At 38.6% G+C, this 25,312-nt stretch carries 21 protein-coding genes and 1 pseudogene; 11 read left to right on the top strand and 11 right to left on the bottom strand.

Annotated elements, in window-relative coordinates; translation table 11 throughout:
• The first annotated feature begins 17 nt into the window (after window positions 1–17).
• Window positions 18–536 carry a YfiT family bacillithiol transferase gene (locus B9A52_RS19510; protein ID WP_084122048.1) on the top strand — a complete coding sequence of 173 codons (519 nt, stop codon included), beginning with the start codon at window positions 18–20 and terminating at the stop codon, window positions 534–536.
• A gap of 256 nt (window positions 537–792) precedes the next feature.
• On the opposite strand, the gene B9A52_RS19505 is transcribed toward B9A52_RS19510, so the two are convergent.
• The 4 genes from B9A52_RS19505 to B9A52_RS19490 all read right to left on the bottom strand — a co-directional run bounded on the left by B9A52_RS19505 (window position 793) and on the right by B9A52_RS19490 (window position 5,943).
• Window positions 793–1,494 (bottom strand): TetR/AcrR family transcriptional regulator, encoded by a 702-nt coding sequence (locus tag B9A52_RS19505; protein ID WP_084122046.1) that lies wholly within the window; start codon window positions 1,492–1,494, stop codon window positions 793–795.
• A 96-nt stretch (window positions 1,495–1,590) separates the two neighbouring features.
• Window positions 1,591–2,229, bottom strand: coding sequence for a hypothetical protein (locus B9A52_RS19500; RefSeq protein ID WP_084122044.1), 639 nt, complete (start codon window positions 2,227–2,229; stop codon window positions 1,591–1,593).
• Window positions 2,230–2,310: 81 nt separating this feature from the next.
• The gene (gene tyrS, locus B9A52_RS19495) at window positions 2,311–3,603 is read right to left on the bottom strand and encodes a tyrosine--tRNA ligase (RefSeq protein ID WP_084122042.1); all 1,293 of its coding nucleotides are present in this window, start codon (window positions 3,601–3,603) and stop codon (window positions 2,311–2,313) included.
• Between the two features lie 495 nt (window positions 3,604–4,098).
• A complete protein-coding gene (locus B9A52_RS19490) occupies window positions 4,099–5,943 on the bottom strand; it encodes a gamma-glutamyltransferase family protein (RefSeq protein WP_084122040.1) in 1,845 nt (614 codons plus the stop codon).
• A 245-nt stretch (window positions 5,944–6,188) separates the two neighbouring features.
• Here B9A52_RS19490 and B9A52_RS19485 point away from each other — a divergent pair, with 245 nt between their 5' ends.
• The 3 genes and pseudogenes from B9A52_RS19485 to B9A52_RS19475 all read left to right on the top strand — a co-directional run bounded on the left by B9A52_RS19485 (window position 6,189) and on the right by B9A52_RS19475 (window position 9,002).
• On the top strand, window positions 6,189–6,533 hold the full coding sequence (locus B9A52_RS19485; RefSeq protein WP_084122038.1) for a DoxX family protein: 345 nt from the start codon (window positions 6,189–6,191) through the stop codon (window positions 6,531–6,533).
• An 11-nt stretch (window positions 6,534–6,544) separates the two neighbouring features.
• Window positions 6,545–8,014, top strand: coding sequence for a DEAD/DEAH box helicase (locus B9A52_RS19480; RefSeq protein WP_084122037.1), 1,470 nt, complete (start codon window positions 6,545–6,547; stop codon window positions 8,012–8,014).
• A 197-nt stretch (window positions 8,015–8,211) separates the two neighbouring features.
• Window positions 8,212–9,002: pseudogene (locus tag B9A52_RS19475) on the top strand (PhzF family phenazine biosynthesis protein).
• 84 nt (window positions 9,003–9,086) lie between these two features.
• On the opposite strand, the gene B9A52_RS19470 reads toward B9A52_RS19475, so the two are convergent.
• A complete protein-coding gene (locus B9A52_RS19470; RefSeq protein WP_084122036.1) occupies window positions 9,087–10,499 on the bottom strand; it encodes a TlpA family protein disulfide reductase in 1,413 nt (470 codons plus the stop codon).
• 343 nt (window positions 10,500–10,842) lie between these two features.
• Between B9A52_RS19470 and B9A52_RS19465 the strand changes: the two genes are divergently transcribed.
• Entirely contained in the window at window positions 10,843–11,694 is an 852-nt protein-coding gene (locus B9A52_RS19465; RefSeq protein WP_084122035.1) for a hypothetical protein, read from the top strand.
• A 211-nt stretch (window positions 11,695–11,905) separates the two neighbouring features.
• Here the strand turns inward: B9A52_RS19465 and smc are convergent, their stop codons facing one another.
• On the bottom strand, window positions 11,906–15,445 hold the full coding sequence (smc, locus tag B9A52_RS19460) for a chromosome segregation protein SMC (RefSeq protein WP_084122034.1): 3,540 nt from the start codon (window positions 15,443–15,445) through the stop codon (window positions 11,906–11,908).
• Between the two features lie 259 nt (window positions 15,446–15,704).
• On the opposite strand from smc, the gene B9A52_RS19455 reads away from it, so the two are divergent.
• The 5 genes from B9A52_RS19455 (at window position 15,705) to B9A52_RS19435 (ending at window position 19,345) form a co-directional block, all read left to right on the top strand.
• Complete coding sequence (locus B9A52_RS19455; RefSeq protein WP_084122033.1) at window positions 15,705–16,253, top strand: hypothetical protein; 549 nt, start codon at window positions 15,705–15,707, stop codon at window positions 16,251–16,253.
• Between the two features lie 154 nt (window positions 16,254–16,407).
• Window positions 16,408–16,911, top strand: coding sequence for a QcrA and Rieske domain-containing protein (locus B9A52_RS19450; RefSeq protein ID WP_084122032.1), 504 nt, complete (start codon window positions 16,408–16,410; stop codon window positions 16,909–16,911).
• Window positions 16,911–17,459: a YceI family protein gene (locus B9A52_RS19445; protein WP_084122031.1), complete on the top strand. Its 549-nt coding sequence runs from the start codon at window positions 16,911–16,913 to the stop codon at window positions 17,457–17,459. The genes B9A52_RS19450 and B9A52_RS19445 overlap by 1 nt, the downstream gene beginning before the upstream one ends.
• 29 nt (window positions 17,460–17,488) lie before the next feature.
• The gene (locus tag B9A52_RS19440) at window positions 17,489–18,355 is read left to right on the top strand and encodes a DUF5777 family beta-barrel protein (RefSeq protein WP_084122030.1); all 867 of its coding nucleotides are present in this window, start codon (window positions 17,489–17,491) and stop codon (window positions 18,353–18,355) included.
• 78 nt (window positions 18,356–18,433) lie between these two features.
• The gene (locus tag B9A52_RS19435) at window positions 18,434–19,345 is read left to right on the top strand and encodes a helix-turn-helix transcriptional regulator (RefSeq protein WP_084122029.1); all 912 of its coding nucleotides are present in this window, start codon (window positions 18,434–18,436) and stop codon (window positions 19,343–19,345) included.
• A 176-nt stretch (window positions 19,346–19,521) separates the two neighbouring features.
• Here B9A52_RS19435 and B9A52_RS19430 read toward each other — a convergent pair whose 3' ends face one another.
• On the bottom strand, window positions 19,522–20,424 hold the full coding sequence (locus B9A52_RS19430; protein WP_157370342.1) for a DUF1593 domain-containing protein: 903 nt from the start codon (window positions 20,422–20,424) through the stop codon (window positions 19,522–19,524).
• 421 nt (window positions 20,425–20,845) lie between these two features.
• Between B9A52_RS19430 and B9A52_RS19425 the strand changes: the two genes are divergently transcribed.
• Window positions 20,846–21,787: a serine hydrolase domain-containing protein gene (locus tag B9A52_RS19425; protein ID WP_172805247.1), complete on the top strand. Its 942-nt coding sequence runs from the start codon at window positions 20,846–20,848 to the stop codon at window positions 21,785–21,787.
• 160 nt (window positions 21,788–21,947) lie between these two features.
• Here the strand turns inward: B9A52_RS19425 and B9A52_RS19420 are convergent, their stop codons facing one another.
• From B9A52_RS19420 to B9A52_RS19405, 4 genes are all read right to left on the bottom strand, one after another.
• Window positions 21,948–23,009, bottom strand: a complete 1,062-nt coding sequence (locus tag B9A52_RS19420; RefSeq protein ID WP_084122026.1) for a zinc-binding metallopeptidase family protein — start codon at window positions 23,007–23,009, stop codon at window positions 21,948–21,950.
• An 85-nt stretch (window positions 23,010–23,094) separates the two neighbouring features.
• Window positions 23,095–24,201 carry a hypothetical protein gene (locus B9A52_RS19415; RefSeq protein WP_084122025.1) on the bottom strand — a complete coding sequence of 369 codons (1,107 nt, stop codon included), beginning with the start codon at window positions 24,199–24,201 and terminating at the stop codon, window positions 23,095–23,097.
• Between the two features lie 70 nt (window positions 24,202–24,271).
• A complete protein-coding gene (locus B9A52_RS19410; RefSeq protein WP_084122024.1) occupies window positions 24,272–24,517 on the bottom strand; it encodes an AbrB/MazE/SpoVT family DNA-binding domain-containing protein in 246 nt (81 codons plus the stop codon).
• Between the two features lie 59 nt (window positions 24,518–24,576).
• On the bottom strand, window positions 24,577–25,311 hold the full coding sequence (locus B9A52_RS19405; RefSeq protein WP_084122023.1) for a sugar isomerase domain-containing protein: 735 nt from the start codon (window positions 25,309–25,311) through the stop codon (window positions 24,577–24,579).
• Window position 25,312 lies beyond the last annotated feature (1 nt).

Below are 25,312 nucleotides of genomic sequence, written 5' to 3'. Positions count from 1 at the left end.
CAATCAAAACCTAATCTATGAAATACCCCATAGACCCTTTCACGGCACCCAATGAAATCACCTTTGAATTGATTCAAAAATGGATCGAAGAAATAGAAACCTTTCCCAAATTGCTGCGGGATGCTGTTCATAATCTTACTGAAAAACAATTGGACACCCCATATCGGGAAGGTGGATGGACCGTAAGACAAGTAGTTCACCATTGTGCGGACAGTCATATGAACAGTTTTATCCGATTCAAATTAGCGCTTACCGAAGACAATCCTACCATCAAAGGCTATGATGAGGCGAAGTGGGCAGTATTGCCAGATGGATTGTGGTTCGAAATAGAACCCAGCTTAAAGTTGCTCGAAGGGCTGCATGAGAGATGGGTAGTTTTGATGAGATCTTTGGGGCCTGAGGATTTAAAAAAGACTTTTTTTCATCCCGAAAAGCAGAAATCCATTCCCCTCGACAAAACCATTGCCCTATATGCCTGGCATGGAAAGCATCATTTGGGCCATGTTAGGATTGGAGGGGAGTTGGGGGGAGGTTGAAATTAGAAGCGAGAAGCGAGAAACAAGAAACAAGAAACAAGAGCCAAGAGACAAGAATCAAGAAACAAGAAACAAGAAACAAGAACCAAGAGACAGGAACCAAGAGACGGGAAAAGACCAAAGCCTGCCCTGAGTATCCTGGACGAAGAGTTTAGGAAGAGTATTTTTGCGTCAGGGACAGGATGACGGCTTATTCAATTCAGTATGTATAAGTGCAATGCCTCAATAATGTGAGTGAAGACACTCACATTGGCAATTAAAACAGACTTGCCTGCACGGCCTGAGGTCTTTGTGCCTGAATACTGCCTTTCAACATATCCTGCATCAGCTTGATAAATCCGGGTCTGAAATTATCAATATGGATTTTGATTTCTTTGCCTTCAAGACTTACCGGCCCAAGCAATCTTTCAAAACCTATCAGCATAGTCCAAACGGTATAAAAAGTCACCTCAGGCTGAAGTTCAGGCCTGATGCTACCGTCCTTCACGCCGTTGGAAACCATCTGAATACCAATTTTGGCCGAATCGTGATGGATTTCCAGAAGTTTTTGGAAATGCACACTGTTTAAAATTTTCGGATCAATTTTTTCGCGGAGTTTGGTATCGTTATACAGTTGTAGGATACCAAGAAAATTGAGGATGGCTTCATAATACATTTTATTCTTTACAGAAAAATCAATATAGTTGTAAGCGACCTCGGTAAGCATTTCCAACCCGCTTCGGCCTTTTACTTTGATGGCATCCCTGAAAATATCCTTCAGTTCGTCAAAGGCCTTTTTGGTTACGGCCATATAAAGGTCTTCTTTGTTTTTATAATAAAAGTAAGTCAGACCTTTGCTGATTTTTGCATTTTTGGCCACCTCATCCATAATGGTGGCATGATAACCTTTTTCGGTAAAAAGTTTGATTGCGACGTCCAAAATCAATTTTTCTTTCTGCGACCTTTCCTGTGAACCCATTTCTTATATGTATTTGAATTTGGGTCAAAGATATTAAATGGCGGTCGGAAATTCATTGACGGCCATTTTTAATTAGCAGATTTTATCAAAAAATAATCAATCAACAATACAATTCACAAAGATTCTCCATTGCTGATTGCTGAGGATAGTTTGGATTTCAGTGATCAGGGTCTGGGTACAGGTTATGAAAAATCCGCTGTAAAACTCTTTGATATCCAAATAGGATAAGCTGAACCGATTCCTAAGTTCCAAGAGATCTTCATTCATCTGTTGTTCTGTCAGTTCACCAACTTCAAATTGGTCGAGGATATTTTTTCTCTCCAGTTCGGTTTTTTCCAAAAGGGCTGCAATATCATCTTTGTAAGCTATACCAATGGAAAACCTGCAAACCGCAAAAGTATTGCTGACATCTCTGAGTTTTACCTTTTGGACAATTCCCGGATTCAATGTATTGACACAATCGAATAAGGTTAGGTCATCACCTTCCAAGTTATCCAGGTCAGCTGAACGGATACCATAAATACCATCCATTCCTTCTGAAGGCAAAGAGATAGGTTCCTCCTTGGTTCCTCCATTGATTTCAAATTCAAAGAATCCCTGATGCACTTTATTGACCATCAATTCAATGTCGGCTTCTATTTCTGCAGCATCCAGTGGTTCTTCATCCACGCAGGAGGCAAGCGAGAATAGTAAAAGGAAAACAAAAAGGTTCAAAAATATTTTAGTAAAACGCATGGGAATTTACTCTTGTTTTAGCCAAATATAAGCAAAAGCAATCAAGCAGAATTTTGGAATCCGGAAGTCTACATCTGTGTATTAGGCGACAGAAATAATAAAATACTGCTTCTTTCCTTTTTGAACCAATAAATACTTTCCTTGAAGCAGTGAATGCAATACAAGTTGATTCGGTTCACTGATTTTTTCTTTGTTGATGGAGACTCCACCGCCCTGAATCATTTTGCGGGCCTCACCTTTGGAAGGGAAAATGATGAAATTGGTTTTTTCCGAAAGTAAATCAAGAATATTTTCCGCTGCAGCGAACTCCGCTTTGGTTATTGTTGCCTGTGGCACTCCTTCAAAAACCTGCAGAAAAGTACGCTCATCCAAAGAAGCCAAATCTTCTGTAGAAGATTTTCCAAATAATATTTCGGAAGCCTTTACAGCCATCTCCAGTTCATTTTCTCCATGTACCATGATGGTCACTTGCCGTGCAATTTCCTTTTGAAGCTTTCGCAAATGTGGTGCCTCCGAATGTTCTTTTTCCAGCAATTCAATGGTCTCCCGGTCTAGTGTAGTGAAAATCCTGATGAATTTGGAAGCGTCTTCGTCAGAGACATTCAACCAAAACTGAAAGAATGCATAGGGAGAGGTTTTCTCCGGGTCCAACCAAACAGAACCAGCTTCGGTTTTTCCGAATTTACTGCCGTCAGCTTTGGTGATCAAGGGAACTGTCAAAGCAAATGCCTGACCTCCTTCCATTTTCCGAATCAGTTCTGTGCCTGTCACAATATTTCCCCACTGATCCGAACCGCCCAATTGAATGGAAATATTATGGTTTTTCCACAAGTGATAGAAGTCGTAGCCTTGGATCAATTGGTAGGAAAACTCAGTGAATGACAATCCGTTTCCGTCCTCAAGCCTTCTTTTTACCGAATCTTTGGCCATCATATAGTTGACGGTAATATATTTCCCCACATCTCTGATAAATTCCAAAAAGGAAAATTTGGACATCCAGTCATAATTATTGACCAATTCAGCTTTATTGGCAGAGCCCTCATTGAAATTCAGGAATTTTCCAAGTTGAGTCTTGATGCAGTCAACATTATGGTCTAGGGTAGATTTATCGAGAAGGTTTCTCTCCGCCGATTTGAAGCTGGGGTCTCCTATCATTCCTGTTGCCCCGCCCACCAAGGCATATGGCTTGTGGCCTGCTTTTTGGAAATGCAAAAGTGTCATGACGCCAACGAGGTGTCCTATATGCAAAGAATCAGCTGTAGGGTCGAATCCTAGATAGGCAGATGCCATGCCTTTGTTCAGGTGTTCTTCTATTTCAGGAGTCATATCCTGCAACATTCCCCTCCAACGCAGTTCTTCGATAAAATTATTCATGGTAAGTTTCTGATTTTTGAAGCTGCAAATATAGGAGTTAAGATTTTAGATTTTAGTAAGGAGAAGCGAGAAGCGAGAGAAAAGAGTCAAGAACCAAGAACCAAGAACCAAGAGGCAAAGCCTGTCCCGATGAATATCGGGGAGTCAAGAACCAAAGCCTGTCCCGATGAATATCGGGGAGCCAAGAACCAAGAAGGTGCTTTCCTAGAATATTGGGGAAACAAGCCCTATGTTGAGAGAGACTAGAAGCGAGAACCGGGAGCAGAGACAGAACAGGAGTCAAAAATTGGCTGCTCTATAAATCGGAGAAGAAGGAAACAAAAGCTTGTTCCTGAGAATTTCGGGGAGAAAATTTCCAAACCCCCATACTTCCCACCTTCCTACTTCCAAACTTCTTCTCCTTCATCCTTCATCCTTTCTCCTTCATCCTTCACAAAATCTACCTTCCAAAATCTACCTTCTAAAATCTTAAATCTAAAATCAAAAATCCCCAACCTACCAAGCAATCCCATAATCTTCACCATTATTACTCGATCCGCCCCAGAAGGTGCCATGTTTCCAATCAAACCAAATAGCATTAAGCGGTCCGGAAGTCCTGTCCTGAAAATCCATTTTATAGCCACGTTTTTTCAGATCAGTCCTGACCCATGCCGGTACTTGGGAGTTGAGTGTTACTGATCCGGGTTTGATTTCGTGCGCTCCAAAAGAAGATTGCATTTGGTAGCTATGAATATTGGCTGCTTCCGAAGCTTCCTGAACTGTCATTCCGAATTCTACCATATTCAAAAACAACTGGAGTAAATCCTGGTCCTGAGTATCTCCACCCTGTACTGCGAAGGATAAAAATGGTTTTCCATCTTTCAATGCCATACTGGGTGTGAGAGTAACCCTAGGCCTTTTTCCCGGTTCCAGCACATTAAATGGATTGATAACTGGATCCAAAACCCAGCTTTGCATCCGCTGACTAAGTCCCACTCCTGTATTGCCGGCAAGGACTGCAGGTATCCAACCTCCGGAAGGAGTCACCGAAACAACCCACCCTTCCGCATCTGCGGTCTGAATGGAGGTAGTACCGGATTGGAATTGTTTCAGGAAAGGATCTTCTGGGCCTGATATGGGGAGTTCAGGCTCATGATAAGCCAATGACTCATTTCTCTTTTCCAAAAGGTCCAAGAAAGGATTTTTACCGCCCTGAAAAGGATAAGGGTCTCCGGGACCGATTTTGGGATCATTTTTTTCTTGTATCAATTTGGCTCTTTCCTTGGCGTATTCTTTTGAAAGCAGTCCCTTCATAGGGCTTTTTGGTTCAAAATCAGGATCGCCATAATAAAAATCCCTATCAGCAAAAGCCAAACTCATGGTTTGGTAAACTGTATTGATGTATTGCGCTGAATTATAACCCATGGCCTTCAGATCAAAATTCTCAAGGATATTTAAGCTCTGAAGAAGCGCTGGACCTTGGGTCCATTCCTGTAGTTTATATACCTCAATTCCTTTGTAATTCACTGATAAAGGTTCTTCTATTTTGACTTTCCATTTTGCCAGATCCTCCATGGTAAATAAACCACCTTGTTCCCTGGTTCCCCTTACAATTTCCTGGGCGATATCCCCTTTGTAAAATCTTTCGTTTGCAGCATAGATTGCCTCTTTTCTGGATTTGCCCTGAGCTAAAGCTTGTTTTTCTGCATCTACCAATTTTTTAAGCGTTTGGTAAAGGTCTTCTTGAACAAAGACTTCTCCGGCGTATGGCGCCTCCCTTTCTTCACCCAAATGCGGAAGAAAAACCTTTTTGGAGTAAGGCCATTGTTTGATCTGATCTTTTCCCTTTTCAATCATATTGGCTGCTTGTGCTTCAATGGGATAACCTTTTGCCATTTGCATAGCCGGAGCGAGCACTTGTTCCAAACTCATGGTGCCATATTCTGCCAACATGGTCATTAATCCTCCCGGAGTACCTGGGGTAGTGGCAGCCAAAGGGCCGAATTCAGGGGGGTAAGGCATGTCTTTCTCCTTAAAAAATTCGACTGTAGCTCCTGTTGGAGCAATACCCATCGCATTGATGGCAATGACCTTTCCTGTTTTTGGGTTGAAAATCAAAGCTTGGGTTTCTCCGCCCCAACTCAAAACATCCCACATGGTGCAGACTGCCCCAAGCATGGCACAGGCCGCATCTACTGCATTTCCGCCCTGATTGAAAATCATTGCTCCTGCTGTGGCCCCTAATGGTTTGCCCGTGATGGCCATCCAATGCTTCCCATGAAGTGGAGGCTTTTGGGTCTGGGCAAATCCCAAGTTGATCAGGGAACATAAAATGACGAGTAATTTAAGTTTTTTTACCATGGTTAATTTTCAATTGGATCTAGTAGAATGGAAGTAAGGCCTTCAAATTGACGGTTAAGATATATCAATGTACCAAACAGGCCCCAAGTTTTTTTATATTCAATTAATTTTCTGTGACCAATAGCTCGATTTTGGCCGACTTTTAATATGAACCGAAATTGCATTTATTTTGATAAATGAAACTCTTTTCCTTACATTTAAAGGGTAATATAAACATTGGAAATCAATTTCAGGAATAAAAGAGGATGGATTTATTTTTTCTTTACTTCATGGCTGCCATTTATATTTTTGCTGGCACCATGCATTTTGTAAACCCAAAAATGTATATCAGAATTATCCCTCCTTACATGCCCAATCCAGTAGTGTTAAATGTCCTTTCAGGAACTTTTGAAATTATATTTGGAATAGGGTTGTTATTTGAAGTGACAAGGTCAATCTCTGCCATTGGAATTATTCTTCTTTTGTTGGCGGTTTTTCCTGCGAATATTTATATGTACCAAAAAGGGGCTAAAGGAATACCAAAATGGGCCCTATTCCTTAGATTGCCTTTACAGTTTGTTTTAATTGCCTGGGCCTATTTGTATGTTTAAATTATACGACATTGAATTTTAATGATTTTAATTTTGAGTCAAGCCTTGTTGAAGGTCTTGACGCCATGGGTTTTACTAAACCTACCCCTATTCAGGAATCGGCTATTCCACTGATTCAAGAGGGAAAAGATCTTATTGCCTGTGCACAAACGGGCACGGGTAAAACAGCCGCCTTTATTTTGCCAATATTGAATAAAATGGCAAAAAACAACCAATCAGGTCTAAACACCCTGATTTTGGCACCTACCCGGGAACTTGCCATTCAGATCGATCAACAGATACAGGGCTTTGCTTATTTTGTAGGTATCAGTTCCATTCCTGTGTACGGCGGTGGTGACGGATTGGCCTGGGAGCAACAGAAAAAAGCGATGGAGCATGGCGCAGAAATCATTGTGGCTACTCCGGGTCGTTTGATTGCACTCCTTGCCGGAGGTAAAATCAATTTTGATAAACTTGAACATCTGATTTTGGATGAAGCAGATAGGATGTTGGATATGGGCTTCTCAGATGATATTCTCAAAATTGTCAACTATCTTCCCAAAGACAGACAGACCGTTTTGTTTTCGGCCACCATGCCTCCAAAAATCCGTCAGTTTTCCCGCCAGCTTCTAAATAATCCCGAGGAGGTCAGCTTATCGATAGGCAAAACAGCAGAGGGTGTTACCCAAGGAGCCTATTTGGTCTATGACAGTCAAAAAGAAGCTTTGGTAAGACATATCCTTACTCAGAAGGATTATGAAGCTGTGATCATTTTTGCTTCTACAAAAGAGAAAGTCAAAAACCTTTTTAAGCTATTAAAGAAGGATTTTGAGGTTGAGGCTTTTCACTCTGATTTAGAGCAAGTTGAAAGGGAAAAGATAATGTCAAGATTTAAGAATAAATCTCTTAAAATCCTGATTGGAACTGACATTATTTCGAGAGGAATCGATGTAGTTGGAATAGAGTTGATCATCAATTATGATACTCCAAATGACCCTGAGGATTATGTGCATAGGGTCGGACGAACAGCCAGAGCTGATAGCAAAGGTGAGGCGATCACTTTTATCAGTGATAAGGATAAATATAAATTTGTTAGGATAGAAGGGTTGATTGGTATGGAAGTGGAAAAGCTTCCCTTACCTGAAGGTTTTGAAAAAGGACCTGATTACAGGGGCGGGGGATCAAAATCCAGTGGATCAAGAATGGGAGGGGATAAGAAAAAACCATTCAATAAGAACAAGAAAAAGAAGAGGTCAAATTTTAATCAATCTGGCCAAAAAGCAAAAAATACTGAGGAAAGAATTGTTTCAGAGCCTAAGTCTAGCCTACCTCCGAGAGAAAGTAACCCTATGACCAAGACCAAACTACCTCCCAGAGAGAATTCTTCCAAGTCAAAACCAAATCTTCCACCACGGGAAAAACCGGCTGAAGCTAAACCATCAGAAACAAAGAAGGAAAAATCAATTCCCTATGGAAAAAGGACCAATGTTATAGATGAGTAGCTATCCCAATAGCTCAACATCCTGAAGGTTTTACGAAAGGTATCCCTTTTAATTCTTCAGGAAGGGTTTCCATTTAAAGTTTTGTTTCCATACTGTATAGTTATATTCGAAAGCTTGCTCTGAATGAGGAGCTCTGAATATCCAATCCAAACCTAAAATTTACCCACTAATTTATACTTTCCCGAACCCCCTTAATTGTGGAACTTAAAATCTATCAGGTAGACGCTTTTGCCAATCAGGTTTTTGAAGGTAATCCCGCCGCGGTAGTGCCTTTGGATGACTGGTTGGATGATGCTTTGCTTCAAAAGATTGCCTTGGAAAACAATCTTTCAGAGACCGCTTTTTTTGTGAAAGAGGGAAATAGATATGCATTGAGATGGTTTACACCTACCACAGAAGTGGATTTATGTGGCCACGCGACATTGGCAGCAGCGCATACAATTTTCAAATATTTGGGGCATGATGGAAATGAATTGTTGTTTTTCTCTCATCGATCAGGTCTTTTGAAAGTCACTAAAGATGGTGAAATGCTGACTTTGGATTTCCCCAAAGACGATGTGATTTCGGTTGAAATGGAGAATTTTCTTTTGGCACCTTTTCTACAAAAACCGGTTGAGGCATTTAAAGGAAAAACTGATTATGTCTTATTGTTTCCTGATGAGGATCAGATCCAACATCTGGAATTTGACCTTCAATTGATTTCTCAGATTCCATGCAGGGGGGTAATTGTGACAGCCAAAGGGGATAAGGTAGATTTTGTTTCCCGGTTTTTTGGCCCAGGGTAGGAGTTCCGGAAGATCCGGTAACAGGTTCTGCCCATACCACACTGACACCGATATGGGCAGAGAAGCTGAATAAGAATAAACTGAATGCTGTTCAACTTTCTGAAAGGGGAGGAAAATTGATCTGTGAATTGTCCGGCAATCGGGTAAAAATCAGTGGAAAGGCGATAACGTATATGGTGGGAAAAATTTATCTTTCTTCTTAGTACAGAAGATAGACACCAAATAATTTAAATCAATCGATAACTTATGCCCATGCCATGAAGTCGATTCATGGCATGGGCAAAATGTTAGACTAATCCTTCAAGGTGTTTGTCCAAGGTTTCCCTGATTGTACCTGATGGACGGTCTGCGGAAGGGTCAATTATTTTACCTTCTGCATCCAAAAGTAAAAACCTTGGTATGGCATTGACCATAAAAAACTGGGCAAGTTCAGATTGCCAGGCATTTTCAGCAAACCATTGGAGACCTTCCATTTTTTTGTTTTTGACCATTTTTTCCCACGGTTCTTTGCTGTCATCGATAGACACAGTAAGAAATGCCACAGGTTTGTCTTTATATTCCTCTTTCATTTTGTCCCAATGAGGGTGCTCAGCGATACAGGGACCGCACCAAGTAGCCCATATGTCGATGTAAACCAGTTTACCTCTCAGGTCGCTCATTTTTACGGGATTTCCCTCAATGTTTACAAATGAAAAATCGGGAACTTCTTTGCCAGGACTGATTGGTTCCCACTTTTCCTTAATTTTTTCAAGTTTCTCCGCAAATTTCGGAGTAGTATTTTCTGCAAGGAATTTATTGTATTGTTCTTCAACATGTGCTGGCCCTCTGTATTCCATGGTCATTTTGATATTTTCATACTTAAACTGATCTCTCATAACAGGATTCTTAAACAATGAATCAATGGCCAACCATGAAGCTTCTTCATAGGAGGTAAGAGTAGAATCCTCATTCATCAAAGCTGAAGTTAACTTTTGTATCCTGGAATCAAGGATATTTTTATAGGGTGCGACCGCCAATAATTCTGTTCTGTCCAAAGGCACGTTATCCACTTCAACCTGGATTTTTTCCATAGGGAAATCAACTGAGTCCGGATGAGTTTTATTGACGTATGCATGGTATGTTGGGTAAAGTTGATCCATAAACAGGCTCTGATAGATGAAAAATGAATTTTCCATTTCTAAAAATTTCGGGTCAATACCTTCTTTGGCTTCCAATTGAGTGTAATTGCTTTTGACCACATTCAGGATACTGTCTTTCTTTACAAAATAATCATCTTTTTTCAATACCATCAATTCCATAAAATTATTCAATCCACTTTCATTCATGGATTTGATTTTCTTCCTGAGGTAGGTATTTTCTTCGGACTTGTCCCCGGTAGCCAAGAAAGTAACTCCAAATTCTTCAGCATCTCCTGTCAAATAAATACTATCACCTGGACTTAGGTAAAGGCTGAATCTCAAGTCATCATTCTGAACCATAAAGGTTTCTGTTTCTCCATACTCAAATTTCAATAAGAAAGAACCATCTTTTTGAATGGAGTCCTTAGAAAGCTCATCTTCTAGTGACACTATTATAACAGGTCCTTTATGATTATCCAGTTTCCCTGCAATGGTAATGGTTGTGTTTATAGTTTCTTGTTTTTCCGAACAGGAAAAGAAGGCTAAGAGGATAATGAGGGATAACAAGGTTTGTTTTTTCATGGCTTTTTGTGGTAGGTTAAAAATATTGGTGAATGAGAAGAAATCACATAATCTAAACTAATAGACCTAAAGATAAAGTATTAAACTTTTAGCTGAAAAAATACAAAGAAAATTTTTTGAAAAAATATTTGAAGCCTTTTTGCCATATTCAAATATCACAACCAAGGTATTTGATCAAATTAAAAGTCCATTAGATAGATTGGACTTTTAAAAAATTAATTACTTTAGATAACCCAAAAATATCCGCCACTTATGGCGCCAATGGTTCTTATATGAATAATTAGCGCCATAAGTGGCGGAAGTCAAAACGTTGGGCAACATTTAAAACAGACGCAATCCATCAATGGGAACTTGGGGAACAGCAATAAAGAGCAACGATACTTCAAGCGATATTTATGCTGACTTCTTCGAATTATACAACGAAGGACAAGAACCTGCTGCTATTGCTAAAAAGCTGATTGAAAATAACAAAGAGCTATTCAATAATCCTGACGGTCATAATAACTTCTGGTTCGTGCTTGCATTAGCACAATGGGAAACAAAAAGTCTTGAACAAGAGATTTTTCAAAAGGTCAAATCAATTATCGAAAGCGGACAAGATCTTGAAGTATGGCGAGAACTTGATGCTGACGAATCGGAAATCAAAAAACGCAAAATTGCTCTAGATAAATTCTTGGAAAAAATTAGCTTGGAAAGGCCAAAAGCCAAAGCCAGAAAAAAGAAGAGTATAAAAAACTCAATTTTTGAAAAAGGTATTTGCCTGACTTTTAAACTTCCAAATGGTAATTATGGTGGTGCCGTAGTATTAGAAGCCGACAAACGAACAGGATTTGGTTACAATTTAATTGTCACAACAAGAATAAATCAAGCGGACAAACCAACAATAAAAGATTTTGAAAATGCTAAAGTTCTTGTTGCGACTTTCGGAAATTGGGAAAACCAACCAAAAGTCACTTGGTATTTACCCGAGAGATATAAAAAGGAATACTCTGAGCTTTTTGAGACAATTGGAAAAATTCAAGTAGACAAAAACTACACACCTAACGGGAGTGAAATTAGAGCAAGTTTTTCAGGTGGATGGCAACACATAATCGAACCATTGACAGCTCAATTTGAATATGAAAAGGTTCACGGAGAGACAAAATCATTCCCGATAACTGATTTGACCAAGAAAAAGAAATGGTGGAAATTATAAAAAGAAAACGTTGCCCAACAGCGCATATAGCTTATGGCGGGATTATCGTAAATTCGGGCTTTGACTTCTAATGGAGATTAACTTTGAAAGAAAGAATTTCGCTTCGGAAGCCACCACAAGCCATATGCTTGAACGTTATCAAGTTCAAAGGTTATTCAATTCATGACTCAAAGTCATTGCATAAATCCTATCAGTCATGGCACAAATCACCCTAAGCCAACTCCCTCAAATCCACTGGAACTACCCTCGAAACTCCGGCCTCTATCATGGTGATGCCGTAGATGATATCAGTACTTGCCATGGTGCGCTTGTTGTGAGTCACGATGATAAATTGGGATTCTTTTGAAAAGGTGTGAATGATATTGTTGAACTTATCGATATTGGCATCGTCCAAAGGCGCATCTACCTCATCAAAAATACAGAAAGGAGCTGGCTTCAAAAGGTAAATGGCAAAAAGCAGGGAGGTGGCTGTTAATGTTTTTTCTCCACCAGAAAGTTGGTTGATGGTCAAAGGACGCTTCCCTTTGGGTTTTGCTATGATTTCAATGGAGCTTTCCAGTGGATTCTCAGGATCCACCAACAACAGATCGCATTGATCTTCATTGGTGAATAGAGATCTGAATACCTTGATGAAATTTTCTTTGATTTTCCCAAAAGAGTCCAGGAAAGTTTCTTTGGCCACCTGATCTATTTCTTTGATGGTTTCTACCAATGAATTTTTTGCCTTGACAAGATCTTCCTTCTGCTCTGTAATAAAAGTATGTCTTTGCTTGATCTCATCATAGGCTTCCATAGCCATGGGATTGATAGGGCCGATTTTTTCCAACCTGTCTTTGGCCTTTTGTACAATTTCCCTCATGTCGGATTCGGACATTTCCAGATAGGATTCATCCAACTCAGGATTTTCTTCCATCAGCGTATCCAAATCTATTTCGAACTCCACACTCAGTCTTTCTTTGAGACTGGCCAGTTTTAGTTTGACATCATTCAGCGACTGCTGTAATTCCTGAATCAGGGTATCGATACTTTCTTTGGATTTCTGAAGTTCCCTGATTTGTTTGTCGGTATCATCGATTTCTCCCCTACAGGCATAGTAATCTTTTTCAGCCTCATTCACCCCTTTTTCAATTCCTTCTTTTTCTGCATAAAGCTCAATCAATTCATCGTCTTTGATTTCATTGTTATCCAATAAACCCCTGATTTCCTGATCGATACTGCTTTGTTCCTGTTGTGATTTTTCAATTCTTTCTTTGCTGCTTATGAATGCAGATTGCTTAAACTCGACTTCTTGACTGAGACTGTTGACCCTGTTTAAAAGCTGATGAAAAAGTATGTTCTCTTGATTGAAAGCAGTGGACTTCAAAGTCAGACTTTCACTTTCCGATTGAAGTTGTTCATTGACAATTTCCAATTCCTCCTCTATTGATCCGAAAAGCAATTTTTCTCTTTCAAGATCCGGTCCGATCATTTCAAGACTATCCTGCAAGGATTCTATTCTTTCCAGGATGTCTTCCCGCTTATTGGCATTGGAAGAGAGAAGTTCGCTGAGTTGTTCTTTTTTGGTACGGACAGAGACAAATTCCTGATTCAATTCATTGAATTCCTGCTGAGATTTTTCTATCGATGCTTTGTAACTTACTTCTTTGCGCTTGAGTAGATCACTGATTTTTCCGTCAAGGTTTGAGCGGGTAGCCGAAACTTTTTTATTCAGTTCTTTGATTTCTTTTTCAAGTTTTTCGAGATTTTTTGCACGACCAATCCTTTTTCCTTCAAAAAGCCCTACAGATCCTCCCGAAATACTGAATTTTCTTTTGGTGAATTTTCCACTTTCTGTGATGAAAACAGCTGATGAATCTTGCGGAAAATCCTGATATTCCCCCTTGACGATATAGACACCATCCAAAATATAACCAATCAGTTTGGAATATTTTTCATCATATTCTATGATTTCAGTCGCGGGAATGGCATTCGAAAAAAGTTTGGTTTGACTGGGATGAAAGCTGTTGAAATGTTCCAATACAAAGAAATTTGCTTTTCCTTTTGCGGAATCACTCAGTAAGTTGACCGCAGTGATGGCCTGCAACTCGGTCTCCACTACATAATAATTCATGTAGGTTTCCAGGTAGTTTTCTATAGTTACCCTAAACCTTTCTTCCGTGGTTAAGATGTCTGAAAGTAAAGGGGTGTTTTTACCCCAATCGGAATTTTTCTTCAGGAATTTGATAGCCTCGGGAAAGCCTTCCAGATTTTCAACCAATGATTTTGTTAGGTTGAATTCATTTTGCTTTGCATCAAGTTTTCTGGAAGTTTGGGTGACTTCCTCTCGAATCATCTCAATGATTCGGTTGGTTTCTTCAATTTTTTGTAACTGGTCTTCTTCTTTTGCTTTTAAAAGGCTGAGTTCTCTGGTTTTTTTCTCCAATTCATCCCGAAGTGTGACCAACTTGTCTTCAAAATCCAACAGACTTGCTTCCTGATTGTTATCATCAGAAGCAGTCTTTTCCAACTCCTGTTTTAGAGTTGAAAGTTGTATCTGCTTGATTTCCTGATCTTTTGAAAGCTGGTAAACCTTGTCTTTGGATAAAGAAAAGTCTCTGGAAAGTACCTTCTGTTTTTCTTGGGTAGCCGATTGTTGAAATTTTTGAGCTTCATAATCCCGCCGCAATTCCTCAACAGTAAATTCTTTTTCTGCCAATAATTTGGCCGCAGTTTCCTTTTCCTGTTCCAGTGAACGTATACTGAAACCGGCCCTGTCATTGGATTTACGGTCAGTGTCTATCTGTTCCCTGAGTTTTTGGGACCTGTCTTCCAAAAACCTCAGTCTTTCATTTTTGATTTTCTTATCGCTTTCAAACTGTCGGATTTTATTGACATGTTCATTGAGTGACTTTTGGCGTGATGAAAGGAGCTTTTCTTTCAGGATCAATTCTGCCTTGGTTTGTTCCAAAAATGACTCTTTATCTGCAATTTTTGCATTGACCGCCAGCTTTTGATCTGACTCTTCCTGGATTTTTTTATGGATTGAAATCAGGGAATCACTGTGCTTTTGGACAGATTTCTTGGCCAGATTGATGCTGACTTCTTTATACTCCTGCTTGATTTCAAAATATTTAGCCGTTTGTCTGGCCTGTTTTTCAAGACTTTTAAGATTTTTCTCTATTTCAAAAAGTACATCTTCCACACGCTCCAAATCTGCATCTGTATCTTCCAACTTACGCAAGGTCTCTTTTTTTCGGCTTTTAAACTTAGAAATCCCTGCAGCTTCTTCGAATAAATCCCGCCGTGAATTGTTTTTGTCATTGAGCAACTCATCGATCATTTTCAACTCTATGATGGCATAGCTATTGGAATTTATTCCGGTATCCATAAAAAGATTGGTAATATCCTTCAGCCTGCAGGTAACCCCATTCAGTAAATATTCACTTTCTCCACTCCTGTAATACCTGCGGGTAATAGTCACATGGGTGTATTCTGTGGGAAGAAGATTTTTAGTATTCTCAAAAGTCAGGGAAACTTCCGCCAAATTGGTGGGTTTTCGGTTTTTTGTGCCGTTGAAGATCACATTTTCCATTTTGTCAGATCGGAGCATCCGGGATTTTTGTTCGCCCAAAACCCAACGTATAGCATCTACCACATTGGATTTTCCACAGCCGTTTGGACCAACCACACCTGTAATTCCCTTGTCAAAATGAATGACCATGCGGTCACCAAAACTTTTAAATCCTTTAATCTCCAGCTTACTCAGCAGCATCCTGTAATGGTTGAAAATGATTACCAGACAAAATTACTTTAATTCGCAAATTAAGCAAGGATGGAGGGAAGTTTGAGGGGAGAGTGTACCAAGTACCAAGTACAATGAACCAAGTACCATGTACCAAGTACAAAGATGGGCCTTGAGTTGAGACAAGGGCTTTGTCATTCAGAACGTGCTTTTCTAAATCTAAAATCTACATTCTAAAATCTAAAATCACTATTTTTACCTATATTGGAATCGTAAAAATAAACATACCGTGGACGCAGGCAATATTATATATATAATCGCAATCATTATCTACTTTATATACACAGCTGTCAAAAAAGGACAAAAGCCACAAGACTTAGAGGGTCCGGATAATTTGCCTTCTGATAATCAACCTGAAAGAAAACCGGTTTCATTTGAAGATCTATTGAAAGAAATCAGGTCGGGACAACAACAAAGGGAAAAAACACTTCCCCAAACGGGCCAAGGGACATCTGCCCAAACCAAACCTATTCCAAGCCAGTCGCCTGTATCAAGAGAATTCGAACCTCAAAGAGATATCATGAGAGGAGACAGGCCCCGTTCCAAAGCCTATGGGGATTATGAAGGAACAGGTGCCGAAATAGTAAAACCCAAAATGAAAACATTGGATGAACAGGTGAGTCTAACGGCATCTGTAGAAGGTATCAAGTCAAATCTTAAATCCGAAAGATTCACAACTACAGAAACAAAAAGCCGCTATGCTGAAATGCTAAGTAATCCGGCAACCATCAAAGACGCTGTTATTTTAAGTGAAATATTGAATCGAAAAAAATTTTAACCAATTGCATACTTGATTTTTTTTTAGCATTAAGTTTGAGGATTGTTTTTTAAAATTAAATAGACTTTAAAACAAACCAGTAAAATGTCTGTTACTTTTCTGTGATTTGAAAATTTTGAAATCCAACCACTTTATCTAAACTGTATGTCAAATTATGAAAACAACAACCAACATCAAATCAGGATCGCTTTCTGAAGCCAGAAGAGATTTCCTCAAAAAATCCGGTTCTATGGCAGTCATGTCCATGTTCGGAGTAGCATTTTTTACCAGCTGCTCCACAGATGATCCTGACCCAAATACCGGGGGATCAAATAATCCGCCCGCCAATAACTCAGGAATAACCGTGTCTCCAAATGCTATAACGGTAGACTTGGCAGTTGCCTCTGCGCTTGCGGCTGCAGGTGGCTGGACCTTGGTCACTTCCGCAAGGGTGTTGATTGTAAATCTGGGCAATAACAATTACAATGCGCTTACTTCTGTTTGTACGCACACCCAATGTGATAGAAACTGGACTTTCAATAATAATGTGTTCACTTGTACCTGTCATGGTTCAAGATTCAATACCAATGGTTCAGTGGTCAATGGACCTGCAACACAGCCTTTGAGAACTTATCCTGCTTCGGTGAGCAATAATGTCCTGACAGTGGATCTGAGCTGATGGGACGTTGGCTGATTTCATTTTCGATTTTTATAGTTTTGACTGTTTTTGGGAAAACCCATGCCCAATCTTTTAAAACCGAAAAAGGAAATGTTGAATTTCTTTCCAAAGCATCTTTAAGTGAGTTTACAGGAAAGTCCTCAGATCTCAATGGATTGATCGATCTGGAAAAAAATCTTTTGGATTTTTTCATTGACCTGAATACACTAAAAACAGGTATTGGACTTAGGGACAGACATATGCGCGAAAACTACCTGGAAACAAAAAAATTCCCCTTTGCGGAATTCACCGGGCAAATCAACAGCCCTGTTGAGCTGACCAAAGGTCAATCCATCAAAGTGACTGCAACCGGTAAGTTTAAAATACATGGAATAGAAAGAGAAATTGAAGTCCCTGGAATGCTCACTTTATCAGATGAAAATTCCATTCAGTTGGATGCTACTTTCAAAATTCTGCTCAGTGATTATCAAATTTCCATCCCTACAATAGTTTTCTATGAACTGGCAGAGGAACAGATTATCACGATAAATGCTCAATTGAAAAAATAACCGTTTAGCCCTCTTTACATTCTAGCAATATGAAAAAGCTATTGATTATCCTACTTGTAAGTATGATTCCTTTTTATTCCATGGCTCAATTGGAGAGAAAATTAGCAACTGCGTCTCAGGAAGTCGAATTGATATTTCATGCTCCAAGGCATATCAATTTACTTACCGTGGAGCCATTGGATAAAAAAACGCTGCATTTTGCTATCATGCATACCTTTGGTACACTTAATGGTGGCGTACAGAATCTATGGGGACTCGACAACGGGGCAAATATTCAGTTCAGCTTTGAATATGCATTTAGCAATAAGTTTTCATTGGCTGCCGCCAGACAAAGTAGGGACAAAATATATAATTTGTATGGAAGGTATCATATTCTGAATCAGACACAGGATGGGAAAATGCCTTTATCCCTTTCGCTTATGGGTGGGGCAGGAGTAAATACTTCCAATTATGCATTCCTTTTAGAAGAAAATCCCAATTTTGCAGAAAGGAGTTCTTTTGCTTTTCAGGTGATGGCAGCCAGAAAATTTACAGATAGGTTAAGCGTACAGTTAACCCCGATGATGGCTTATTTCGTTGATCCCAATCCAATTTTTCTGATTGAAGGAGACCAAAACCTGTATTTGGCTTTGGGCTTTAGCGGAAAATACAAAATCACCGGCAAATCCTCTTTGACACTTCAATGGATACCTAACTTGAACAACGACCTAAGAAATAATCTAGGTGTTGGTATTGATCTTGAGGCAGGAGGTCATGTGTTTCAAATGTATTTTGTGACTTCCCAAGCACTGAATGAACAGTATCTATTGGCAGGGGGTAACGGAGTTCCCGGAGAAGAATTCAGACTGGGTTTTAATGTGAATAGGGTATTTGCTACGGGAAGAAAGAAAAAATAAAAAATACTTTGACAATAAATGTCAATCAGGAGGATGTTTATAAAGTAATTTTTTACCTTTTGCCAATAATTCGGAATTATGGCATCTTCAAATACAATTGAGCAACAAAAAATTTTAAGGGTTTTTAAACTGATCAACTTGCTTCGTGGGAACATGGGAAAACCTGTTCACCGCTTAGCTGAATTTTTGCAAACTGACCCAAGGACAATCTATAGGTATTTTAAACTATTGGAAGCACTTGGTTTTGAAATTGAAAAGAAGCATTCAAAATTCAGAATCATAGACAGGGTAGAAAGTCCTATAGAGTACGCTTATGGAACTTTTAATGAAGAAGAGATTGAATTGATGAATGAGCTTATTCAGAAAAGCAGCAAGAAAAACCTCCTTAAAGATTCCATTTTACAAAAAATCAATATCCGTTCTGATTTCAGGCATAGTGTCAATCAATTGTTCAATGCTAATCTTGGGATATTTGTTGATCAATTGTCAAGAGCAATTAAAGATAAAAACCAAGTGATCTTGAGCGAGTATTACTCCTTGAGTTCCGATTCTACAATGGATAGGCTGGTGGAACCTGTCGCCTTCAATAAAAACTTTGACTCCATCTATGCCTTGGAAGTAGAAAGCAAAGAGATGAAAATGTTCAAGATTGAAAGAATAGGGGAGGTTTTATTGACCTCGAAGCCATTTAAGTTTCAATCTCTACACCAGCCACTTGAACAGGGATTGTTTGGATTTTCAGGGAAAAATCAATTTTATGTGCACCTCAAGCTCAGCAAAAAAGCCTATCAGTTGATGATGGAAGAATATCCTGATGCCAAACCCCTTACGTATATCAAAAACCGGAACCAATATTTCTTCGAAGGTAAGATTCCCCAACTTCCCGGTTTGGCCAGATTTATTCTTGGATTGCCCGGTGAAATCAAGATTTTGGAAGGGGAGGAGTTGAAGGATTATTTGAATGAGCAGATTGGTAAAGGAAGGTTTTAAAAAGGGAGAGATATCTTTATCAATTAAATAGAAACTGAACCCGAAGGCATTTTTATTTATTTTTGGAATCAAACAACGAAATAAAAAAAGATAACAACCAGAATTTTAAAAATATTGGGTTTTCCGAATGCTGGCAACTTTTTCTGACTTTTAAAATTCTGACTTCAGTACTCCATCTATTTCAACCATTTCATTCTTTTAGCCCAGTCTTCCAGAAATTCTTTTCTCCATTGGTTGACTGTTTTTGCACCAGGCCTGTTGTTTTCTACAAGTGACAGATCAGGATTGTCTGTCCAATAGTTGGGACCATGTCCGGTCTTTACAAAAGAGCCTCCCCAACTTGCTGACTCGGGATTTTCAGGATTACCTTGGAGAAAATAAAGCACAGAAGGAGTATCACCCATTTTGATGTCTTTCTTTTGCTCCCAAAATAGTTTACCAAGGAAGCCATGCTCTTTGATGTTTTTTTCAACAAATGAAATATTCCCATATTCCCCTGATTGCTCACCGCCCATATACATACCGCGAAAGGTAGTGTTGTTTTCTATCCACCACAGATCTTTATGGTTTTTGAAAAGGTAATCTCTTGATTTCGGATCCTGATCTGTATTCCAACTTCCTATCGAATAAACCCTTAAATTCTTTTTGATGTCTGGGTCATGATGTACCGCTTGGGCCACATCTGTGATAGATCCCCAAACCAAAACGTAAACCGGATAATCCGGATTCGCCCGTATTTGGGAAATAATAAATGCAGCACCTTCACTTAGGCTTTCGGGAATTTCTGAAGATTGCGGATCAATTGCTCCTTGTTTGCTGATTTTTCTGAGGTAATCCGGTTCAGGAAAAGCTGTACTTTGACCTTGTAGTTTGGGGAAGTCATTTTCATAGGCATCAATGGCTTCAAAAATATGCTCTACCCGGCCATTATGTGGTGGGGAACTGATCAAACCCAAAATTTCAAATTTATCCGCATAGACCAGCAAGTGCACCATTGACTGAAAATCGTCAGGATCACTTCCTCCGATGTCGGTAGATACAATTATTTTGGGTTTCTGAGCTTCAACTTGGATTGACATACCCACAAATAGCAATAGGCAAACAATTAGTAGTATATGCTTCATCATTTCGCAATGAAAAGGTAAATTGATTTTTTTCTGTATACTTTTTTAATTTGACTCTTCAATTTTGAAAGGTAATTGGGTTTTCCAATTCTGTTATCTAAATCTAAATGATTGATTGTGAATTAAAAATTTTTTAATATTCGAAAACAGATTGAAACCATAATTTTCTATTATCAATAGGTTTTCTGGCAAAAAGAGAAATTTGTTTTGGTCAGGCAAGCTTATTGTAAATCCATTTCAAAATATTAAAAGTCTCTTTTTAAAGGCAATCAGTCGAATTATGAAAAACATTAGTTTGCTATTATGCTTATTTGTATTAAGCCTTGATTCTACTTATTTTCAAAGAAATGCTGACTTAGAATCAATTTCACAAATCATGTCTGCAAACAAAATCCCTGGGATTTCATATACTTGGTTAGAATCTGGAAAAAAAAAGGAAAGTTATGCTTTGGGAATTGCCAACAATAATAATCAACCAATAGACCAAGAGACTGTATTTTCTGCGGCATCCCTGAGCAAACCCATTTTTGCCTATATCGTTTTTCAACTTGTTGAAGAGGGGTTATTTGATCTTGATACTCCTTTGTCTACCTATTTTGAATATCAGGATCTTATAGAAGAATCCAATTATAAACTTGTAACTGCAAGAATGATTCTCAGCCATACGAGTGGATTGCCAAACTGGAGAAAAGGAGAACTTAAGTTCCAATACAATCCAGGAGAGCGGTTTCGGTACTCTGGTGAAGGATTTGTTTGGCTCCAAAAGGTAACCGAGCACCTGAAAGAAAAAAGCTTGGAAGAATTGGCTCAGGAATATGTTTTCCATCCACTTGGTATGAAAAGAAGCAGTTTTGTTTATCTTGAGGAATTTGATGATAACCATAGTCTTTCTTTCAAGAAAAACGGAAAGCAGATTGCAAAAAGTAAAATCAAAAATCCCAATGCTGCAGCTTCCCTTCAGACCACCTCCTATGATTATGCGCTATTTCTGGAAGCCCTTTTGAGCGGTAAAAGAATGAATCCTTATTTCCAACAATTGATGTTTACTCCACAGGTTCCTGTCGATCCAACGGATGGAAAAGAACAACAGATTTTTTGGGGATTGGGTGTAGGTATTCAGGTAACATCTGAGGGGAAGCAGATTTTTCAGTGGGGCGACAATTATACCTTTCGCGGCTATTTTACTGCCAATGTGGAGATGGGAAATGCAGTAATCTATTTTACAAACAGTGAGAATGGACTTAGCCCTGTACGCGAATTAGTGAAATTGGCTATTCCTGATCCCCAACCTGTCTATGATTGGTTGGGATATAAATAAGTGAGAGTAGGAAAGTCCAGAAGGAAATGCAAAGCATAAAGAGTTTAAAAAAAACTTCTAGGAATGCCTATTTCATTTATTTGAAATTCAATTCTGAAATCTACTTTCTAAATCTATTCATTACCTTTTAAATCTAAATTCTTCAATCTAAGATCTAAAATCAACCCACTCCGTGGATTACCTGATGGATAAACTTTAATTTTTCCTTCACAGCAGTATTGATTACAAAAGGATATAGGTCTTTTGCACCCATACTCCGGTTCAGGCTGTTCATGGTGAAAGTCAATGGAAGCCACAGCTGATAAATGGTTTCAAAATCTTTGCAGAAATATGCATTCTGGTCAATTACTGCAGTTTTGACATCTAAGTTTCTGGCGATTTGTGGGTCAATGGACAATCCATAAGAATAGGCGGTTTCCAGCGTATCAACCATGTGCATGTAATGTGCCCAGGTTTCAGCCCAACTTTCCCATGGATGCATGGTGGCATAGGCACTGATGTAATTTTGGTTCCAATCTGCAGGAGCACCATGTTTGTAGTAATGATTCAAAGCCTCCTGATAACTGTACCTTTCATCTCCATACAGGGCTCTGAATTTTGGTAGATTATCAGTTCCATCAATCAGTCTTTCCCAATAGTAATGGCCAATCTCATGTCTGAAGTGGCCCAAAACCGTTCTGTAAACTTCATCCATGCTGTTTCTTGCCATTTCTCTTTCCACATCATCCGCCTCCGCGATATTCATGGTAATCAGTCCATTGGCATGACCTGTCATCACCCTTTGGCCATCAGGCATGTCGGAGTCAGATTTGAAATTGAATGCCAAACCCCTTTCATAATCCACGTTTTTGGAAATAATCGGAAAATCCCACCTCAATAAAGCATAAATCAGTCGGTGTTTTGCCAATTCTATCACTTTCCATCTTGCAAGATATTCAGGTTTTGATAAGTCCGGAATGATTCTGTTAAGAGAACATGCCATACAGAATTTAGCAGGATTATCGTTTGGAATCACCCAGTTACAGACTCCATATTGCTGATTGCTGCAATAGTGATAGTCTTTGCCAGTATTGGATTCTGTTAATGATCCATCTTGATGAAGATGCATGGAAACCATCTTGATTTGGGCGGCATCAAAACCCAATTTGTTTTGACATTTCAAACAATTGGTATTGTCAAAATACACCGGTTGACTACAATGATCACATTTAAAAACCTGCATGGAAATAGTATTATTGGTATTGACAATCAATATTGTTCATGATAACTATAGAAGATATGATTCTAATATTGAAGTCTTCTCCGAATTAACTTGCACTTTTATGAACTTCGATAATTTGACTGATTTTTCTTACACTTTTGTTTAACCCATTTAACCGAATAATTTTTGGTTGTTTTTTGTTGATGGTCTTTATCAATAATTCCTTTTCTCTAATATTTTCATGAATTATCGTAAACTCGATTTCATTCCAATTTAATTTTTTTTCATTGGGAATTATTATCCCACTTTGATTGATGATAAGCTTTATTTCTTTCCCATTTATTCTAAATATTGCCAAACCCAGAACTGTTAAAATTTGGGGTATCAGGTAAATAGCTCCTTGAAAATTTTTGTTTATTAGGAATAGAATGAAGGATAATATCAACATCAATCCAAAAAGAATAAAGAGCCATTTACCAAGTTTATTTTGACTGATAGTATATTCAGTTTTATTGGATATATCATTATATGGTTTAGAGTAATCTGAAGTTAATCTAAATCTTCCTTGAAAACCATCAATTTTTAACCACGCAAAATATTCTTGAACTTCCTTAGCGTATTTTTTAGTTGGATCAAAAAAAATATCGGCCATGTCCGAAACTTTTTCAAAATTAGCAAAGATTAACTCTCTGTTTTTACCAATAAAATCTATTGCAATAATTAAGACGATAACAAAAAGCAAATCATTTAATTTCTGTTTAGGGTCAATCACATCAACCCGTGATTTCACAATATTGGAATAATCATCAATGGTGAAAACTGAATTTTCTTTCGAATAAAATGAATAAGCACTAAACTGGGTTTTGATTCTTGATTCCCGATTATAAACTTCAGAATCATGTTCCCATAAATCAAACCAGATGCTTTCACCTTTATTTAACTCCATCCAATTTTTCTTTAAAAGATTTCCCGCAATGGGATCAAATAATAATCGAATGGTATCTTTTTTTATGGGATTTAATATTTTGATAATTGGTCTTTGAATAAAATCAATTTCAATAAATTCTCCATTAACTTTCAAGGTTTTAGGAATGTGGAATTTTTCATTTCCGTTATTTTTATTTGAGAAAGCCAAGAAATAATATGAGACTACAATGAATGCACTAATAACCACAAACTTATTTGAATCAAAAAATTCAATAATCTTTTTCATTTAGAGACAATTGCTTATTTCATTTACTCTAATTTAATAAATCTGGTTCCTATCTGTAACCAATACAACCTCAATTCCATCCCTCAAATTCTTCATCTTCAAATACAGCATCCATTAAAAGTTTGTCGTCTCCTTCCTTATGCATTTCCTTATAAGCCTCGCCCCAATTTTTCCTAGGTTCCTCAATTGGCCGGATAATTATATGCTCTTTTTCTAATATTAGCTCTACTTCATCACCTATGTTATATTTCTTCAAAATTGACTTACTCAACTTAATGCCTTTTGATTTACCTATTTTGATGATGTCAGTTTTCATTTCATTTTATAACAATTACAAAAGTTATCACAAAAAAATCAGTAATCCACACCAATTTCTCACAACCCCTTCACAATCCCTTTATATTTCTTGATCAAAGCCTCATTGTGTTCTTCTCCCTCGTCCGAATTGGAACTGCTGAATACCTCGGGCTTTATACCCATTTGGATCAGGTTTTCGGCGGCCTGTACCATCATACTCTGTAAAATCACTGCACCGGTAGCCGTGGAAGTCGCACCGACCTTAATATCCAACCCCTCCAATGTCACGGATGCATCTCCAATTTCTCCGCCATTGTCAAAATACAGGTCAGCGATTTCAAAAAGTCTTTTTCCTGTTGGATGTCGTGATACGACTGATTGGGTATGTTTGAGGTTGGTAATAACAATGACTTTGGCTCCTTTTTCCTTGGCAATCATCGCCATTTCGATGCTTACGGTGTTACGGCCGGAGTTGGAAGAGATGATGAAAACATCCTTTTCCGATATTGGAAATCCTTCAAGAAGCCTTGCTGCGTATCCTTCCTGCCTTTCCACTTCTGTACTGTAAGAAGCGTCTTTGTGGAGCATCAGCGCCTCGTCGAGTATTGCCACCACACGGGCAAATCCTCCCGCCCTGTAAAATATCTCCTCTGCAAATATATGTGAATGACCTGTACCGCTGGTGTAGATAAATCCATCATTGGCAAGGCAATCTGCTATCCATTTGGCGGCTTGCTCAATCTTTTCCGTTTGGTTGAAAACAATCTTGAGTTTGGTTTGAACCTGCTCAAAATACCGCTGATAGGCCTTCATA

The organism is Aquiflexum balticum DSM 16537 (assembly GCF_900176595.1).
Classification (GTDB): Bacteria; Bacteroidota; Bacteroidia; order Cytophagales; family Cyclobacteriaceae; genus Aquiflexum; species Aquiflexum balticum.
Note: the sequence above shows the minus strand (reverse complement) of the source record. Positions and strands in the feature narration are given on the sequence as shown.